The sequence below is a fragment of the Halomonas sp. JB37 genome (genome assembly GCF_002332255.1).
In the GTDB taxonomy this organism is placed as follows: Bacteria; Pseudomonadota; Gammaproteobacteria; order Pseudomonadales; family Halomonadaceae; genus Vreelandella; species Vreelandella casei.
This window is the reverse complement of the sequence record NZ_NRGW01000001.1, coordinates 2,294,348-2,311,697: the sequence shown is the minus strand read 5'-3', so window position 1 is coordinate 2,311,697 and position 17,350 is coordinate 2,294,348. Positions and strand designations below refer to the sequence as shown.

The following is a 17,350-nucleotide window of genomic DNA, read 5'->3' as shown; positions in this document are numbered from 1 at the left end:
TGGGCTTTTGTCGACTAAGGCTCTTATCCAGTATAAGAGCCTTCAGCGCCTTGAGTATAAGAGCCTTCAGCGTCTTGAGTATAAAAAGACCCTTAGCGTTTAAGTCAGAGCCTATCTCAGCCAAGCCATTTAATGGATATACGCTAAGGCGCTTCAAAGATCCAAGACGTGCCTTCCCGAGCATCTTTAAGAATAATGCCTAGCGCTGCAAGCTCATCGCGGATTGCATCGGCCTGGGCAAAGTCTTTATTCGCTTTGGCCGCTATGCGCTGCGCTATTTTAGCGTCAATCTCGCTTTCGCTAAGTGGCATAGCCAGCTGCGCGCCCTGCAAGAAGGTTAGTGGCACTTGCTGAAGCAGCCCCAAAATAGCGCCAAGCTGCTTTAACTCAGCGGCCAGGCGAGGCGCTTCTTCAGGCTTTTCCTGCTTGGCGCGATTGAGTTCTCGCGCTAATTCAAACAATACGGCCAGCGCTTCTGGAGAGTTGAAATCATCGTCCATGACCTGAGTAAAACGCTCACGATAGGTCGACGCGGTGCTATTTACGACGCTAACTTCCACATCCTGCAGCGCCGTGTATAAGCGAGTCAGTGATTTTCTTGCTTCCGTCAGTGAATCTACTGAATAGTTAATAGGGCTACGATAATGGCTCGCCACCAGCAGAAAACGCACTACTTCGGGGTCGTGTTCGGCCAACACGTCGCGGATGGTAAAGAAGTTGCCCAGCGACTTGGACATCTTCTCTTGATTCACACGCACTGCCCCAGCATGCATCCAAGTATTAACGTAAGTTTTGCCAGTGGCCGCTTCGCTTTGGGCAATTTCATTTTCATGATGCGGAAAGGTTAAATCCGGCCCGCCGCCATGAATATCAAACGTATCGCCCAAACAGCAGGTCGACATCGCAGAGCACTCAATATGCCAGCCAGGGCGACCGTTGCCCCAGGGCGACGCCCAGTGAGCCTCGCCCGGTTTAGCCGCTTTCCAGAGGACGAAATCGAGCGGGTCCTCTTTGTTGACATCAATATCAACCCGCGCACCTGAGCGCATATCGTCAAGCTGGCGGTTGTTAAGCTTGCCGTAATTTGCAAATTTACGTACCCGATAATAGACATCTCCATTATCAGCCGCGTAGGCATAACCTTTTTCAATCAGCGTTTCAATCATGGCCACGATATCGCCAATATGCCCGGTGGCGCGCGGTTCGTGACTCGGCGGCAAGACGAATAAACGCGCCTCATCTTCGTGCATGGCTGCGATCATACGCTCAGTCAGTGCCGAGATGCTTTCACCATTTTCATCAGCGCGCTTGAGGATTTTGTCGTCGATATCGGTAATATTGCGTACGTAGTTGATCTCGAAACCACGCTCACGCAAATAGCGCGTGATGACATCAAAGGCGACCATCACTCGGGCATGCCCAAGGTGGCAATAGTCATACACCGTCATGCCGCAAACATACATGCTCACTTTTCCCGCCACTAGCGGGGTGAAAGGTTCTTTGCGTCGCGTCAACGTATTGTAAATATGCATATGCCTATCCATGTTTCTCAGCCCTTAACCCTTCTGCTTGATTTTAGCCCAGCTATCTTTCAGACCCACGGTACGGTTAAACACGAGTTTTTCCGGCGTGGTGTCGTGACGATCAGCACAGAAGTAGCCGACACGTTCAAATTGAAAGCGTGACTCAGGAGTAGCTTCAGCAAGGCTAGGCTCTCCAATGGCGTGACACACCACCAAAGACTCAGGATTTAAGTGCTCAAGGAAATCGACATCTTTATCACGATCAGGCTGCTCAATGGTGAACAGGTTGTCATACAGACGCACTTCTACCGGCACGCCGTGAGGTGCGCTAACCCAATGAATCACACCTTTAACCTTACGCCCTTCAGGGTTTTTGCCCAGGGTGTCAAAATCAACCGAACAGTGCAGCTCGGCAATCTCACCGGCGGCGTCTTTAATGACCTCATCGCAGCGAATCACATAGCTATTGCGCAAACGAACTTCTTTACCTGGCGCCAGGCGGAAGAATTTTTTGGGCGCATCTTCCATGAAGTCTTCTTGGTCGATGTAGAGTTCCCGAGTGAACGGCACCTTGCGCATCGGCATATCATCGCGCGCTGGGTGCCCAGGCACTTCGTACATTTCTTCGTGGTCTGCCGGAACGTTGGTCAGCACGACTTTCAGCGGCTTCAATACGCACATGGCTCGCGGTGCATTGTCCTCAAGATCCGAGCGAATCGCGTGGGTAAGCATCGCAATATCAACCAAGCCACCATCAGCGCGAGTAACGCCAATCATCTCGCAGAACTTTCGAATAGACGCCGCCGTGTAGCCACGACGACGCATGCCAGAAATAGTCGGCATGCGCGGATCGTCCCAGCCATTGACAATGTTTTCATCGACCAGCAGCTTCAGCTTGCGCTTGGAGGTAAGCGTATAATCCAGATTTAGCCGGGCAAACTCAATTTGGCGCGGTTTGGCAGGCACCGGCAGGTTGTTCAAAAACCACTCGTAAAGGGGGCGGTGATCTTCAAATTCCAAGGTGCAGATTGAGTGAGTAATGCCTTCGATGGCATCTGACTGGCCGTGGGTGAAATCGTAGGAGGGATAAATTTTCCATTTATCGCCCGTTTGATGATGGCTGGCGTGACGAATACGATAAAGGATGGGGTCGCGAAGATTGATATTAGGAGACGCCATGTCAATTTTTGCACGCACGACTTTTTCACTTTCACCAAACTCACCTTCACGCATGCGCGCTAGCAAATCCAGGTTCTCTTCGGCGCTGCGCTCGCGATAAGGGCTAGGCTTGCCTGGCGACGTCAGCGTGCCGCGGTACTCACGAATTTCATCGGGTGAAAGATCGTCGACATAGGCCTTGCCTTCACGCATCAAGTGCTGCGCCCAGGCGTAAAGCTGATCAAAGTAGTCCGAAGCAAAACGCACGGGGCCTGCCCACTCAAAGCCTAGCCAACTGACGTCTTCTTTAATCGCATCAATGTAGGCTTGCTCTTCTTTCGCCGGGTTGGTGTCGTCAAAACGTAAATGACACTCGCCACCCAGCTGCTCCGCCAACCCAAAGTTTAAACAGATCGACTTCGCATGGCCGATATGCAAAAAGCCGTTTGGCTCCGGTGGGAAACGTGTCACGATTTTAGTGACCTGGCCGCCCTCGATTTCGTCGCGTACTTGGTTGCGAATGAAGTTCGGCGCTGGGGTGGTCTCGTTGGTCATGATTGTGTTGATAACCTCTGGTGGATGGCGTACTAAGCAATGAAGGCATGCCGTGAAAACATCCCGTAAAAACATAGGATACTACTATGGGCCTTCGCGGTGCAGGGCAAAACAGCTATTATAACGTGACGCCGATGCACAGCGCCAAGGCGAACGCCTTTATTGAACAGGAATTTATCAATGATCGTATTACAGACGAACCACGGTGACATCACCATCGCTCTTAACCATGAAAAAGCGCCGATTAGCGCGGCGAATTTTGAACAATACGTCCGCGACGGATTTTATGACGAAACGTTGTTTCACCGGGTAATCGACGGATTCATGGTTCAAGGCGGCGGTTTTGATAAGAACTTTGAGCAAAAACCTACCCGTGACGCCATTGACAATGAAGCTGACAATGGCTTGAAAAACACTGTTGGCACGCTGGCCATGGCTCGCACCCAGGACCCAAATTCTGCTACTGCGCAGTTTTTCATTAATGTAGGCGACAATAGCTTCCTAAATCATAGCGGCAAAAACCTGCAAGGCTGGGGCTATGCGGTATTTGGTGAAGTCGTTGATGGTATGGATGTTGTGAACGAGATTAAAAACGTAGCGACTACTCGCCGCGGGATGCACGCCGATGTGCCTGCTGAAGATGTCATTATTGAGCGTGCCTACGTCAAAGACGCTGAATAACGAAGGCCGGGAGCTTTATGCGCACACTGCTTGTTGCAGATCTGCATCTGAGTAGCGATACCCCTGAGCTTAATCAGGGGTTTTATGACTACCTAGAACACACCGCCTCTGGCGCCGATGCCCTATATATTCTGGGTGACTTATTTGATGCTTGGATTGGCGATGACCTTCTTGACGCTACCGCCCATCCGCTCAGCCGGGTTGCACAAGAAGTTATTCAGCGCTTACGTAAGCTGAGTGACGATGGCACCCACATCTATCTGATGCACGGTAACCGCGACTTCCTGCTGGGTGAGCGCTTCGTAGCGGCCTGCCAGGCAACGTTGCTGCCTGATGTTCACGAGGTGGAAATTCAGGGCATCCCCGTTGTATTACTGCACGGCGATAGCCTGTGCACCATGGATCAGGCCTATATGGCTTTTCGAGCACAGTCGCGTAATCCAGAGTGGCAAACACAGATGCTTGCCCTGCCTTTAGAGCAGCGCTTGGAGCTAGCCAAAAGTCTGCGTTTGCAGTCAGGGGAAGCCAACGCAACGAAGGCCGAGGCAATCATGGATGTTACGCAGCAAGAGGTCACGTCGCTGATGGAGCGCTACAGCGTTGCCACCATGATTCACGGCCACACACATCGCCCATTGGTACATGATGTGACGGTGGAAGGCGTTCCAGCCAAGCGCTATGTGCTGGGCGACTGGGATGCCCAGCATGGCTGGGATATCGTTATTGAGACCACTGGCATAGCTACGCCACAGCTACGCCAATTCACACTGGCCCAACTGCCCAGCGCCTGATTATTGAGTCGCTTCACTAAAAAAGCCGATCACGAAGATCGGCTTTTTTTTGCAAACAGGCAATACGATTTTAACGCTCGATGTCTGCATCGCTGTGCAGATCCTCAATCAACCCCTGTAGAACGGATTGAGCGCGTAGCTGCTCAGACATTTGGGTGACAAACGTCTGCATTTGCTCATCGACTTCCCCATCGCTAACGCTATCGAGCGCCACAATGGCGACGCCTTGCGGCAGTTCAACCGATGCATAGACACTCTGATCTTCTTCAGGGTGCTTCATGCGGAAAGCTTCTTGCACAATGGATTGAGGCACCGTGGTATCGGCCTGGCGACTAACGTTATCAGCCTCTAGCCAGTCAATATCGGCTTGGCCGCTACCTTTCAGCTGGGTGATTAACGCCTGTGCTTCTTCTCGTAACGCCTGCTGCTGCTGTTCGGCTGCTACAGAAATCTCAACCTCTTCTCGCACATCATCAAGCGATAGCAGCGTAGCATCGCGCTGTTCGGCAACCCGCAGCACCATGCGCCGATCCGGATCGAGCTCAATCACTTCGCTGTTATAGCCTTCCTCCAGTACGTCGCTACTGAAAGCAGCCGACATCACGCCAGGTTCAGACAGCACTCCCTCGCTTTGATCATCGCGGCCAAGCCAGTCACTTTCATTGAGCGTTAAGCCAATCTGGTCGGCAACGCCTTGCAAGTCATCCGCGGCAAAGCTTTCATCGATTAGCTTCTGAGCCTGCTGATTAAAATCACTATCAACATCACGCAGGGCTACTTCACGCGCTAGCTCATTACGCTGCTCTTCAAACGAAGGGCCTTGGATATCCGTTACTTGGATAATATGGAAAGCACCGTCCAACTCTACAGGCTGAGAAATGCCACCTTCCTCAAGGCCAAAGGCAGCCTCATCAAACGCATCGCCAAAGAAACCGCGGCTAATAACCCCAAGATCACCGCCCTCTTCAGCGCTGGCGGTATCGTCAGAGTAGCGTAACGCGGCTTCCTCAAAAGACTCACCGCCATCCAGTGCATCGCGTGCGGTTTCGGCTAAGGCCTGAGCCTCGTCACGGGAGCGTTCACCACCAAAGGTAACCATGATGTGCGAAACGCGGCGGTCAGCATCACGATTTTGCTCGCGCCATGCATCCAGTAGCGCGCCTTCATCGACCTCACTCTCTTGCGCCATCGCGCTACGGTCAAGTAATACGTACTCAAGGCGTACCTGCTCAGGCCGTTCAAAGCGGGCTTGATTAGCGTCGTAATAAGTCTGCATTGCCTCTTCGCTGACGGCGATATCAGCTTCTAAATCTGAGCCATCTAATACGACATAGCGGAAATTACGCTGCTGACGCTGTAGCTCTGCCAAGCGGCTCTGCTCATTAGGTAGGCTAAAGTCGCTAAAAGCGAGGCCCTGCTGCAAATGCTGGCGCTGGATATCAACGCGTAATTCATCGCGGAACAACATCGGCGTATAGCCGGCACCCGCTAAGCGATTACGAAATACGTCAGCGGAGAAACGTCCATCCTGATCATGAAACTCAGGCAGGCCGACAATCATCTGATCTAACTGCTCATCAGAAACGCTAAAACCACCGTCTTTAGCATACTGAGATAGCAGTTGCTGAGTGATGAGCTGATCGAGCATATCGCTACGCAAGGCGCGCTCTTGCTCTGGTGGCACCTGCCCTGAACGGAGCGCTCGCTGCACCTCTAGCTCAACCTGCTGACGCATAATTGGCTGGCCATTAACGCTCGCCACTTCATTCGGATCACTACCAAAAAGCCCGAACAGTGACTCAATCCCGAAAAATGCCATGGCCGCGACCATAACACCGATAATAATTTTGGCACCCCAGCTCCTGGAGCCATCTCGAATACTTTGCAGCATGCTAGCCTCAGATAGTCACAGCCAAACACATCGACCCGCCAAATCTTAACAAATAGGGGCCAGAAAATAACATGGGCGCATCGCCAGTGCGATGCGCCCATTGGTTACAACAAACGCTGCCAAATTAGTTAACGGCGTCTTTCAGCGCTTTACCTGCTTTGAAGCTGGGTACTTTTGCAGCACTGATCTGGATCGGCTGACCGGTTTGAGGGTTGCGACCAGTTCGAGCGGCACGCTCTTTGATTGCGAAGGTACCAAAACCTACCAGCGATACGCTTTCACCTTTCTTCAGGCTACCGGTGACAGACTCTACCATGGCATCCAATGCACGGGTTGCCGCTGCTTTAGGAATATCGGCAGATGCGGCAATGGCTTCAATCAGCTCGGACTTATTCACTCTTCACCCCTTGACTATTTCAAAAAAAATGGCTCTGAACGGCATGGCACCGATGGGTATCACTATCAAAGCATAGCTGCGTTTTATAGCAATGCCTCTAAAGCTATGTCAAGCAACCCATGTCGAGCAACCATGCCTCGAAATACCCGCCACACAAGACAGCGGGCCAAAATATTAAGTAAAGTTAAAGATCAAAAAGAGCTTTAACCGCTTAATGGGTACTAGCAACGACGTCACTGTTAAACGATGCTTCAGTATTTTTTAACTGCGCACCTTTTTCTACTTTATCAGCTAACGCTACGGCTAAGACATCATCAATCCAACGTACAGGACGAATATCCAGTGCACCTTTGATATTATCTGGTACTTCCTTGAGATCACGGCGGTTTTCTTCAGGAATCAGCACTGTCTTTATACCACCGCGGCGAGCTGCCAGCAATTTCTCCTTCAACCCACCAATGGGCAACACTTCACCGCGCAGATTAACCTCACCGGTCATGGCAACATCACAGCGCACTGCGCGCTGGGTATAAGCGGAAACAATCGCCGTTACCATCGCAATACCGGCACTGGGGCCATCCTTCGGCGTGGCTCCTTCGGGCACGTGGATATGCAGATCCTCTTTCTCAAATCGATCGGGATCAATTCCATAAGCTTCGGCCCTAGCGCGAACCACTGTCTGGGCAGCACTTACCGACTCTTTCATCACATCGCCAAGAGAGCCCGTTTTGTTGATTCGCCCTTTACCGGGCGTAACAACGGACTCAATATTAAGCAGCTCACCACCCACCGATGTCCAAGCCAAGCCTGTAACTCGGCCGATTTGATCTTCTTGCTCAGCCAAGCCGTAGCTATAGCGACGCACGCCAGCATAGTGCTCAATCTGCTCAGCAGTTAAGCTCTGTCCCGCCTGGCTAGCCTGCGGGTCATTTTCGTTTTCAATCCGTTCGCGCAGAACTTTACGCGACACCTTTGCAATTTGTCGTTCGAGTTCGCGCACACCCGCTTCACGGGTGTAATAGCGGATAAGTTCTAACAACGCGCTGTCTTCCAACGTCAGCTCATCGCCTTTCAAACCGTTAGCTTCTAACTGCTTCGGCAACAAATAGCGCTTTGCGATTGCCAGTTTTTCATCTTCGGTGTAACCCGGCAGACGAATAATTTCCATGCGATCGAGCAGCGCACTGGGAATATTCATCGAGTTTGCCGTGCAGATAAACAGTGTCTCAGAAAGATCATAGTCCAGCTCTAGATAATGATCACTAAAGCTGTTGTTCTGCTCAGGATCCAGCACTTCGAGCAGCGCAGAAGCAGGATCACCACGATGATCCATACCTAACTTATCGACTTCGTCTAATAGGAAAAGTGGGTTTTTGACACCAGCACGACTCATACGCTGCATCAATTTACCAGGCAGCGAACCAATATACGTACGCCGATGCCCACGAATTTCTGACTCATCGCGTACGCCGCCCAGTGCCAAACGCACATATTTGCGGTTGGTGGCACGGGCAATCGATTGACCAAGCGAGGTCTTACCCACCCCTGGCGGGCCAACCAAGCATAGTACAGGCCCCTTCATCTTACGCACACGCTTCTGTACAGCGAGATACTCGAGAATCCGCGCTTTGACCTCTTCTAAACCGTAATGATCCTCATCCAACACCTGCTGAGCTTTTACCAGATCATGCTTAACGCGGGTGCGCTTTTTCCACGGCACCGCTACTAACCAGTCTAGATAAGAACGCACAACGGTGGCTTCTGCAGAATTAGAAGCCATCATTTTTAATTTATTAAGCTCTTGAGTGGCTTTGTCAGAGGCGTCTTTGGGCATGCCTGATTCTTTAATCGCCTTCTCGTACTTCTCAGCCTCATTAGGTACATTATCAAGGTCCCCCACCTCTTTCTGGATGGCCTTCATCTGTTCGTTGAGATAGTACTCGCGCTGGGTCTTTTCCATCTGCTCTTTCACTCGAGAGCGGATGCGCTTCTCCACTTGAAGCAGATCAATTTCAGATTCGATCAGAGCCATCAAATGCTCTATACGATCACGCACCCGATCCATCTCCAATAGCTCTTGCTTATCACCAATTTTGAGCGATAAGTGTGCACAGATGGTATCTACCAAGCGGCTTGGATCCTCAATCCCTGACAGCGAATTCAATACTTCATTGGGGACTTTTTTAGATAACTTAACGTACTGTTCGAACTGGTTGAGCAGCACCCTCACCAGCGCTTCTTGCTCACGAGAGGTCAACGGCTCGCTTTCCCGGGGCATCAAATATGCCTGGGTATAGCCAGCCGCGTTTTCTTCAACGTCCAAGACATCCGCGCGAAAACTACCCTCAATAAGTACTTTAACCGTTCCATCTGGCAGCTTAAGCAACTGCATAATGTCAGCCACGGTACCCATGGAATAAAGATCGGCGTTATCTGGATCATCCTGAGAAGCTTCTCGTTGAGCGACCAGCAATACACGCTTATCAGCCTCCATCGCCGCTTCGAGCGCCTGGATAGACTTTTCACGACCTACAAAAAGAGGTATGACCATTTGCGGATAAACAACGACATCACGCAATGGCAAAAGGGGTAGACACTGAGTCTGTTCGGCGTTCTGCTGCATCGCAGACGTTCCTCGGCAAATCGGATGAGTACTTAAGGAGTACTTGGAAAAGTACTGCATAGTCTTAACAACGCTTGCCTAATTAAGCATTCGCATTGAGCAGACTACGTAGTAACACTTCACAACAGCGCTTCATAAAAACAAGGGGCCGCCTAGGCGACCCCTTGGATTAGCGCAAGCGGTTAAGCTGGGCCACGACACTTGACTAACGCATTAGCCATCCGTGCCGTCAACAAGGGCTTCTTCTTGCTGAGAGTAGATCAGCAGAGGTTCACTTTCACCCGCAATGACTGAGCCATCAATGACCACCTTACTGACGCCTTCAAGCGATGGGATTTCATACATAGTGTCCAGCAGTACCGACTCTAAAATAGAGCGTAGTCCGCGTGCACCTGTTTTGCGTTCCATGGCTTTTTCAGCAACCGCACGCAATGCTTCGTCTCTGAACTCAAGCGTTACGCCTTCCATATCGAACAGCTTAGCGTACTGCTTGATCAACGAGTTTTTCGGCTCGGTAAGGATCTGTACCAATGCATCTTCGGTCAGCTCCATCAGCGTTGCAATAATCGGTAAACGACCTACGAACTCAGGAATCAGACCGAATTTCACCAGATCTTCTGGCTCAACGTCAGCGAGAAGCTCGCCCACGCCACGAGAAGACTCTTTGCTCTTAACCGCAGCATTGAAACCAATACCGCCTTTCTCCGCACGGTCACGAATAACCTTATCGAGGCCTGCAAATGCACCGCCGACGATAAACAGAATATTACTCGTGTTGACCTGGACAAACTCTTGCTGAGGATGCTTGCGGCCACCCTGCGGAGGCACTGACGCAGTAGTCCCTTCAATCAATTTGAGCAGCGCCTGCTGAACGCCTTCACCCGACACATCCCGCGTTATAGAAGGATTGTCAGATTTACGTGAAATCTTGTCGATTTCATCGATATAAACGATGCCGCGCTCGGCTTTTTCGACATCGTAATCGCACTTCTGCAGCAGCTTTTGGATAATGTTTTCAACATCTTCACCGACGTAGCCGGCTTCCGTTAGCGTTGTTGCATCAGCGATAGTAAACGGCACATTCAATAGACGCGCCATGGTTTCTGCCAACAGCGTTTTACCACTACCAGTAGGTCCAATCAGCAGAATATTTGATTTGCCTAGTTCAACATCACCGTCGCGTCCATCTGTTTTCAGGCGTTTGTAGTGGTTATATACCGCTACGGATAGCACCATCTTGGCGCGATCTTGCCCAATGACGTAATCATCCAGAGTATGACGTATTTCGCGGGGCGTAGGTAAACGCTCCTCGTCGCTCTCGGCATCGGCTTCGAGAACTTCCTCGCGAATGATGTCATTACATAAGTCGACACACTCATCGCAGATATAGACGGACGGGCCCGCAATCAGCTTACGTACTTCGTTTTGGTTTTTGCCACAAAACGAGCAGTACAGCAGTTTGCCACCTTCGTCCTTGCCTTTGCCGTCGGCCATTCGTATACCTCTGTCACTGCGGCGGCTAACGCCGCCGAAAAAGCTCGTTAGAAAAGCAGAATCCTATCACGCTATCAGGATGTAGGCCGCTTATCCAGCACTGCATCAATCAAGCCATACTCTTTGGCTCTATTGGCGCTCATGAAATTATCGCGGTCTGTATCACGCGAAACGGTTTCAATATCCTGCCCCGTATGATGAGCAAGAATTTGATTCAGCTTCTCGCGAATACCAAGAATTTCACGGGTATGAATTTCGATGTCAGACGCCTGGCCTTGATAACCACCTAGCGGCTGATGAATCATCACTCGCGAGTTAGGCAAGCAATAACGTTTTCCTGCTGCCCCTGCTGTTAGCAGCAGTGCGCCCATACTGGCCGCCTGGCCAATGCAGACGGTAGACACATCGGGCTTAACAAACTGCATAGTGTCGTAAATCGACATACCTGCAGTGACCGACCCACCCGGTGAATTGATATACAGGTGAATGTCTTTATCCGGATTTTCTGACTCTAGGAACAGCAGTTGCGCGACGACCAAGTTAGCCATGTAATCTTCTACAGGCCCTACCAGGAAAATGACACGCTCTTTCAACAAGCGTGAATAAATGTCGTAGGCTCTTTCCCCTTTGGCGCTCTGCTCAACCACCATGGGCACTAAACCGCCGGCATTTTGAATATCGAACTCACTCATTCAGGTGATTCCTTGCGTCCGGGAAGGGAAAGGCGCACCGAAATGGGTGCGCCACGTTCCAGGGTGTTAGGCGCTAGCTTGCTCGCCTTCCTCTTCAGCACCCTCATCTTGCTCTGCCTGCTTTTGCGCAGCGGCAAGGGCTTGCTGATACGACATTTCTACGTCTTTCACGTTCGTTGATTCAAGCAGCTTGGCTACCGCTTTTTCTTCGAGAATGGCAGATTTAACCTGGGTTTTCAGCTGCTCGTTACCCATGTAATAGCTGACAACCTCGTCAGGGTCTTGGTACTGTTCAGCAAGCTCGGCCACTTTCGCTTTGATTGCATCATCATCAGCATCAAGCTCATTAGCCTTAATAACTTCAGCCAGCAACAAGCCAACCTGAACGCGCCCTTTAGCCTGCTCTTCAAAAAGCTCATTCGGCAGTTGGCTGACATCAAAGTCTTCGCCCAAACCAAACTGTTGCGCAGCTTGACGCTTCATGCCGTCCGTTTCTTGCTGGACTAAGCCGCTAGGCACAGGGATGTCATTGACATTTTTAAGCGCATCAAGCACTTGCTGCTTAACGCGATTATCAACGGCCTGCGACGCTTCACGGGTCATGTTTTTCTTGATTTCAGCGCGGAATTTTTCCTGGTCGCCGTCTTCAACGCCAAAGCGTTCGATGAACTCAGCGTCAACGTCAGGTAGTTTCTGACTGCTGACCTTATGAACCGTCACTTTAAACGTCGCTTCTTTACCGGCTAAATGCTCTGCCTGGTAATCAGCAGGGAAAGTAACGCTAAGCGTTTTATCTTCGCCGGCTTTAGCACCAATCAGCTGCTCTTCAAAACCGGGAATGAAGCTGTTTGAACCGATAACCAGCGAGTGACCTTCGGCGTTGCCGCCTTCAAACGGCTCATCACCGATAAAGCCTTGGAAATCGATAGTGATTTGATCGCCATCCGCAGCAGCGGCATCAACTTCTTCCCAAGCTGCATTTTGCTTGCGCAGCGTATCGATCATTTCATCAACGTCGGCATCGCTAACTGAAACGACAGGACGCTCAATGTCAGTCCCTTCGATGGAAGCCAGCTCTATCTCCGGATAGATTTCCATTACCGCAACGAACTCTAAATCTTTACCGGCTTCGTTGACGGAAGGCTCAATTTTCGGGAAACCCGCTGGATTTAGGCCTTCATCAGTAATGGCACGCACATAGCGTTCGCGCATCACTTCGTTTACTACTTCATTGCGCGCATCTTGGCCGTAACGCTGATTAACGACAGCCATCGGCACCCGACCCTGGCGAAAGCCGTTCAAACGAACATTCTTCGCGGTGTCTTTCAAGCGAGCACTAACAGCCTCGTCGATTTCGGCCGCCGGCACTTGAATAGTAATACGGCGTTCGATCTGGGAGGTCGTCTCGACAGAAACTTGCATGAATTGTCCTCTAACGGCTTGGCGTTGTGTTGATTGCATGTAATAAGTTCAAGGGGGCAATTTTAAGAACCCCGACGCATGGTCGCAAGCGCCATGCTCGCAACATGGGGGCAGTGATTTTAAAAACAAGGCAATACGTGAGCAATTAAGTGCTTTAGAACGTATTTAAGGCCGTTATTAGCTCCATGTTACGTAATCTGTACCATTCTACTGCTTTGTACCTCTTGCAGCGAATTTTTCAATCTTTACCGACAAAACTATTCTGCCTGGCGCTCTGTCTTCCACCACAGGCTCAGCGTATGCATGAGCACGCCCAGGGTCGCGCCATGGGAAATAAACACCTGCCAACTGATCCAGTCCGTAAATAGCGCATGCCAGCACCCCATGGCGACCATTCCTAATAGCATCATAACAACAAGACGCTTGAGCAATGCAGGCAGTTTTTGGCGTGCAGTGGATGACAGCATTCGCCACTGCACGATAGCCGCCGCAGCCACCAAGGTGAAAGCAGCTACGATCAGAATCTGACGCGTTTCGTGACCACCGGCTAGATAGCGCGGCAGTGCCGCCAGCATCAGCACACATAAACCCAGCGCTACGCTAATACGTTCCGGTGAGGTAGGGGCTCGCTGCATTACTTAATCTACCTTCAACTGCTGAGCAACAATCCACTCTTCAACCCAGGGAATGGCAGCATCATCGGCCATAAATGTTTCCATCGCATCGATGTCTAACCGCTCACCTAACCGAGTAGCACCATGATCTTCTAGCAGCATGTCTAACGCTCTGCCTGCGCCACAAAATGTATCGCCATAGGAGCTATCGCCCAGCGCAATTAAACCGTAGCGCAACGATGAGAGCGATGGGCTTTGATCGCGCAGGTGACGAACAAAAGGAACAAAGTTACCGGGAAAATCGCCACTGCCCGTTGTTGATACACAAAATAGCGCCAAATCAGCGTCACTTTCGGTAATGTCAATCAAGGCTGGCTGTTCAGAAATAGTCACCGTGTAACCGGCCTGCTCAAAAAGCGGCTTTACCTGCTCTGCAACATCTAACGCGCCGCCATACATTGTACCCACAAGAATATTCAGCTTCGGCATCGTCACTCCCCTGTTAAAAGTACCCACCATCAAGTCGGCAGATACCCGATGAATTCGCTCAAATATTAACATGGCCAGATAAAATGAAATACGCCCCAGTGCGCTCAGCCAAGACAACGCAGAAAAGCCCTTTCACCACGATATCCAAGCAAAAAAAAGAGCGCTCAAGAAGCGCTCATTTCTGTATTTTAAAAGCGTATATTTAACGAGCAAGGTTTGGCGACAAGCTCAGGTGCAGGAAAATCACTCTGCACCTAAATAGTGCTCTACTTGTTGCTTGAGCTTTTGGCCTGGCCGAAAGGTCACCACGCGCCGGGCAGAAATTGGAATTTCCTCACCGGTCTTAGGGTTCCGTCCAGGACGCTCTCGCTTATCACGCAAATCAAAGTTACCGAAACCCGATAACTTTACCTGCTCATTCTCACGCAGGCAGGCTCGAATCTCTTCAAAAAAAGCTTCGACCATAGCCTTCGCTTCTCGCTTAGACAGGTCTAGCTCTGCATGCAAATGTTCAGCCAGCTCTGCTTTGGTCAACGCACCCATAGGGCTTCTCCTTTTCATTGAGGCAAACACAGCAGCAAACGCATTGCCAAGAACGTGATAAGCGGCGTAGCGTAACCTTAGTTATTATCAGCCGCGCAGCTCAGCATCAAGTTCGACACGCACTTGTGTCACGATTGAATCGACCAACTGATTGATTTCTTCATCGTTTAGCGTGCGCGATGGATGCTGCCAGGTCAAGCCCAACGCAATACTCTTGTATCCATCAGCGACGCCCTTGCCCGAATAAACATCAAATAGTTTGATATTTTGCAAGTAATCACCGGCATTCTGCTTAGTACAGTCAAGCAGTGCCTGAACGGGCGTTGCATCGCTCAGTATAAACGCGAGATCGCGACGCACCTCAGGAAAACGCGATAACGGCTCAAACGCTGCAATCTGACCCTGGCTTAGAACGTCCAGACGCACCTCAAACAACACCGCATCCATCTTTAAGCCCAGCGTTGCACGAACCTGCGGGTGCAGAGTACCAACCCAACCTGCCGGCTTGGCGTTATACAATAGCTGAGCGCTTTGCCCTGGATGAAGTGCAGGATGCTCTGCAGGCTCAAACCGCCAAGCGCCTGACTCACCGCCCAATGCCAGCAAACTTTCCAAATCGCCTTTCAAATCGTAAAAATCAACACGCGCTTTAGCACCGCTCCAGCCCTCTGGTTCTCGCGCACCACAGACCAATGCACCTAGCATCGGCACTTGCGACAATGCATCCAGCTCACCGTTAAATACTAGACCGGTTTCAAAAAGACGCACCCGCGATTGCTGGCGGTTAAGGTTGTATTCCATGGCACGCACTAAACCTGGGAACAAGCTCGCGCGCATTACCGACAAATCAGCCGAGATAGGATTAGCGAGCACAGGAGAAACAGCGTCAGGCAAAATAGCGGCCTGCAGCTCAGGGGCAACAAAACTATAGGTGATCGCCTCTTGGAAGCCCCGAGCAACCATCTGGCGGCGTAACTGTGATGTGGTGAGCGTGGCCTCATCAGCAGAACGCAAAGCTAAGCGTGCCGCAGGACGACGTACCGGCAGATTGTTGTAGCCGTGAATTCGCGCAACTTCTTCAATAAGGTCCTCTTCGATGGCAACATCAAAGCGCCAACTGGGCGCAACCACGTTCCAGTTCCCCTCATCCAGACTGACACTTAGCCCTAAACGCTGCAAAATATCGGTCACGTCATCGCGATCAAGCGACTTGGAAAGCGCCATTTCCAAACGAGCACTGCGCAACACTATCGATCGCTGTTCAGGCATATTGCCAGCACTTTGCACGTCAATCGCCGGCCCGGCCTGACCACCACAGATATCAATAAGCAGCCGGGTTGCCCGCTCAACGGCTAGCGGCGCTAACTGCGGATCGACGCCGCGCTCAAAGCGATGTGACGCATCGGTGTGCATCCCGTAAGAACGCGCTTGGCCAGCAATAGCAAGCGGTGTAAAAAAAGCAGACTCAAGGAAAATAGTATGCGTATTTTCATTAACGCCAGAGTTTTCTCCGCCCATCACACCTGCCATCGCTAACGGACCGGAATGATCAGCAATCACTAGCGTTTCAGACCGCAGCGCCACGTCACTGCCATCAAGCAGCGTTAAACGCTCGCCAGGCTTGGCCATACGCACAACGATGCCGCCTTGCAGGTTATCATGATCAAAAGCGTGCAGCGGCTGCCCCAACTCCAGCATCACGTAGTTAGTGATGTCGACCACGGGATCTATGGAGCGCACGCCGCTACGACGTAAACGCTCGACCATCCAGAGCGGCGTTTCAGCCTGCACGTTGATGCCTTTAATAACGCGACCAATATAGCGCGGACACTGCTCTGGCGCCTCGACACTGATAGCAAAATTATCGTCAATATCGGCAGCCACCGGCGTGATTTCTGGCCCATTAACCGCCAAACGGTTAAGTACACCCACTTCGCGCGCCAACCCCTTAATACTTAAGCAGTCACCTCGGTTGGGCGTCAGATCAACCTCAATAGTCATATCATTGAGGTGCATATACTCTCTAAAATCGGCACCCACGGGCGCTGATGCCGACAGCACCAGGATGCCAGACGACGTATCTTCTTCAAGCCCCAGCTCCGAGGCTGAACAAATCATCCCGCGCGACTCAACGCCACGCAGTTTCGCTTTTTTGATTTTAAAGTCGCCCGGCAGCACACCACCCACCTGAGCAAAGGCAATTTTCTGGTTTACATCAACATTGGCGGCACCACAAACTACCTGAACAGGATCGCCGGAGCCATCGTCAACGGTGCACACATTTAGCTTATCCGCATCAGGGTGTTTCTCTTTACTCAACACCGTTGCCACCACCACGCCACTAAAAGCAGCGGCCACAGCTCCAATAGCGTCGACTTCCAAGCCGGCCATGGTGATTTGATCAGCGATTGTCTGCGTATCAAGCTGCGGCGATACCCACTCACGCAGCCACTGTTCTGAAAATTTCATGGTTTTTC

The 17,350-nt window shown here is 51.2% G+C and carries 14 protein-coding genes; 2 read left to right on the top strand and 12 right to left on the bottom strand.

From position 1 onward, the window contains the following. Positions 1-143 precede the first annotated feature (143 nt). Both cysS and CIK78_RS10730 read right to left on the bottom strand, forming a co-directional pair. The gene (gene cysS, locus CIK78_RS10735) at positions 144-1,532 is read right to left on the bottom strand and encodes a cysteine--tRNA ligase (RefSeq protein WP_176483392.1); all 1,389 of its coding nucleotides are present in this window, start codon (positions 1,530-1,532) and stop codon (positions 144-146) included. A gap of 24 nt (positions 1,533-1,556) precedes the next feature. Then, on the bottom strand, positions 1,557-3,236 hold the full coding sequence (locus tag CIK78_RS10730; protein ID WP_096279867.1) for a glutamine--tRNA ligase/YqeY domain fusion protein: 1,680 nt from the start codon (positions 3,234-3,236) through the stop codon (positions 1,557-1,559). A gap of 180 nt (positions 3,237-3,416) precedes the next feature. Between CIK78_RS10730 and CIK78_RS10725 the strand changes: the two genes are divergently transcribed. Together CIK78_RS10725 and CIK78_RS10720 are read left to right on the top strand one after the other, a co-directional pair. Beyond that, on the top strand, positions 3,417-3,917 hold the full coding sequence (locus tag CIK78_RS10725; RefSeq protein ID WP_096279865.1) for a peptidylprolyl isomerase: 501 nt from the start codon (positions 3,417-3,419) through the stop codon (positions 3,915-3,917). A 17-nt stretch (positions 3,918-3,934) separates the two neighbouring features. Continuing rightward, entirely contained in the window at positions 3,935-4,708 is a 774-nt protein-coding gene (locus CIK78_RS10720; protein ID WP_096279863.1) for a UDP-2,3-diacylglucosamine diphosphatase, read from the top strand. 70 nt (positions 4,709-4,778) lie between these two features. Here CIK78_RS10720 and CIK78_RS10715 read toward each other — a convergent pair whose 3' ends face one another. The 10 genes from CIK78_RS10715 to pheT all read right to left on the bottom strand — a co-directional run bounded on the left by CIK78_RS10715 (position 4,779) and on the right by pheT (position 17,342). Next, on the bottom strand, positions 4,779-6,599 hold the full coding sequence (locus tag CIK78_RS10715) for a SurA N-terminal domain-containing protein (RefSeq protein WP_096279861.1): 1,821 nt from the start codon (positions 6,597-6,599) through the stop codon (positions 4,779-4,781). 124 nt (positions 6,600-6,723) lie between these two features. Beyond that, entirely contained in the window at positions 6,724-6,996 is a 273-nt protein-coding gene (locus CIK78_RS10710) for an HU family DNA-binding protein (protein ID WP_096279859.1), read from the bottom strand. 211 nt (positions 6,997-7,207) lie between these two features. After that, a complete protein-coding gene (gene lon / locus CIK78_RS10705; RefSeq protein WP_096279857.1) occupies positions 7,208-9,619 on the bottom strand; it encodes an endopeptidase La in 2,412 nt (803 codons plus the stop codon). A 213-nt stretch (positions 9,620-9,832) separates the two neighbouring features. Continuing rightward, positions 9,833-11,113: an ATP-dependent Clp protease ATP-binding subunit ClpX gene (gene clpX, locus CIK78_RS10700; RefSeq protein ID WP_096279855.1), complete on the bottom strand. Its 1,281-nt coding sequence runs from the start codon at positions 11,111-11,113 to the stop codon at positions 9,833-9,835. A gap of 74 nt (positions 11,114-11,187) precedes the next feature. Continuing rightward, complete coding sequence (gene clpP / locus CIK78_RS10695; protein WP_096279853.1) at positions 11,188-11,805, bottom strand: ATP-dependent Clp endopeptidase proteolytic subunit ClpP; 618 nt, start codon at positions 11,803-11,805, stop codon at positions 11,188-11,190. Positions 11,806-11,871: 66 nt separating this feature from the next. Next, positions 11,872-13,227 carry a trigger factor gene (tig, locus tag CIK78_RS10690; RefSeq protein ID WP_096279850.1) on the bottom strand — a complete coding sequence of 452 codons (1,356 nt, stop codon included), beginning with the start codon at positions 13,225-13,227 and terminating at the stop codon, positions 11,872-11,874. 257 nt (positions 13,228-13,484) lie between these two features. Then, a complete protein-coding gene (locus tag CIK78_RS10685) occupies positions 13,485-13,862 on the bottom strand; it encodes a hypothetical protein (RefSeq protein WP_096279848.1) in 378 nt (125 codons plus the stop codon). A 3-nt stretch (positions 13,863-13,865) separates the two neighbouring features. Further along, positions 13,866-14,330, bottom strand: coding sequence for a flavodoxin (locus CIK78_RS10680; RefSeq protein ID WP_096279846.1), 465 nt, complete (start codon positions 14,328-14,330; stop codon positions 13,866-13,868). Between the two features lie 243 nt (positions 14,331-14,573). Next, the gene (locus CIK78_RS10675; RefSeq protein WP_096279844.1) at positions 14,574-14,873 is read right to left on the bottom strand and encodes an integration host factor subunit alpha; all 300 of its coding nucleotides are present in this window, start codon (positions 14,871-14,873) and stop codon (positions 14,574-14,576) included. A gap of 87 nt (positions 14,874-14,960) precedes the next feature. Next, positions 14,961-17,342, bottom strand: a complete 2,382-nt coding sequence (gene pheT / locus CIK78_RS10670; protein WP_096279842.1) for a phenylalanine--tRNA ligase subunit beta — start codon at positions 17,340-17,342, stop codon at positions 14,961-14,963. Between the last annotated feature and the right edge of the window lie 8 nt (positions 17,343-17,350).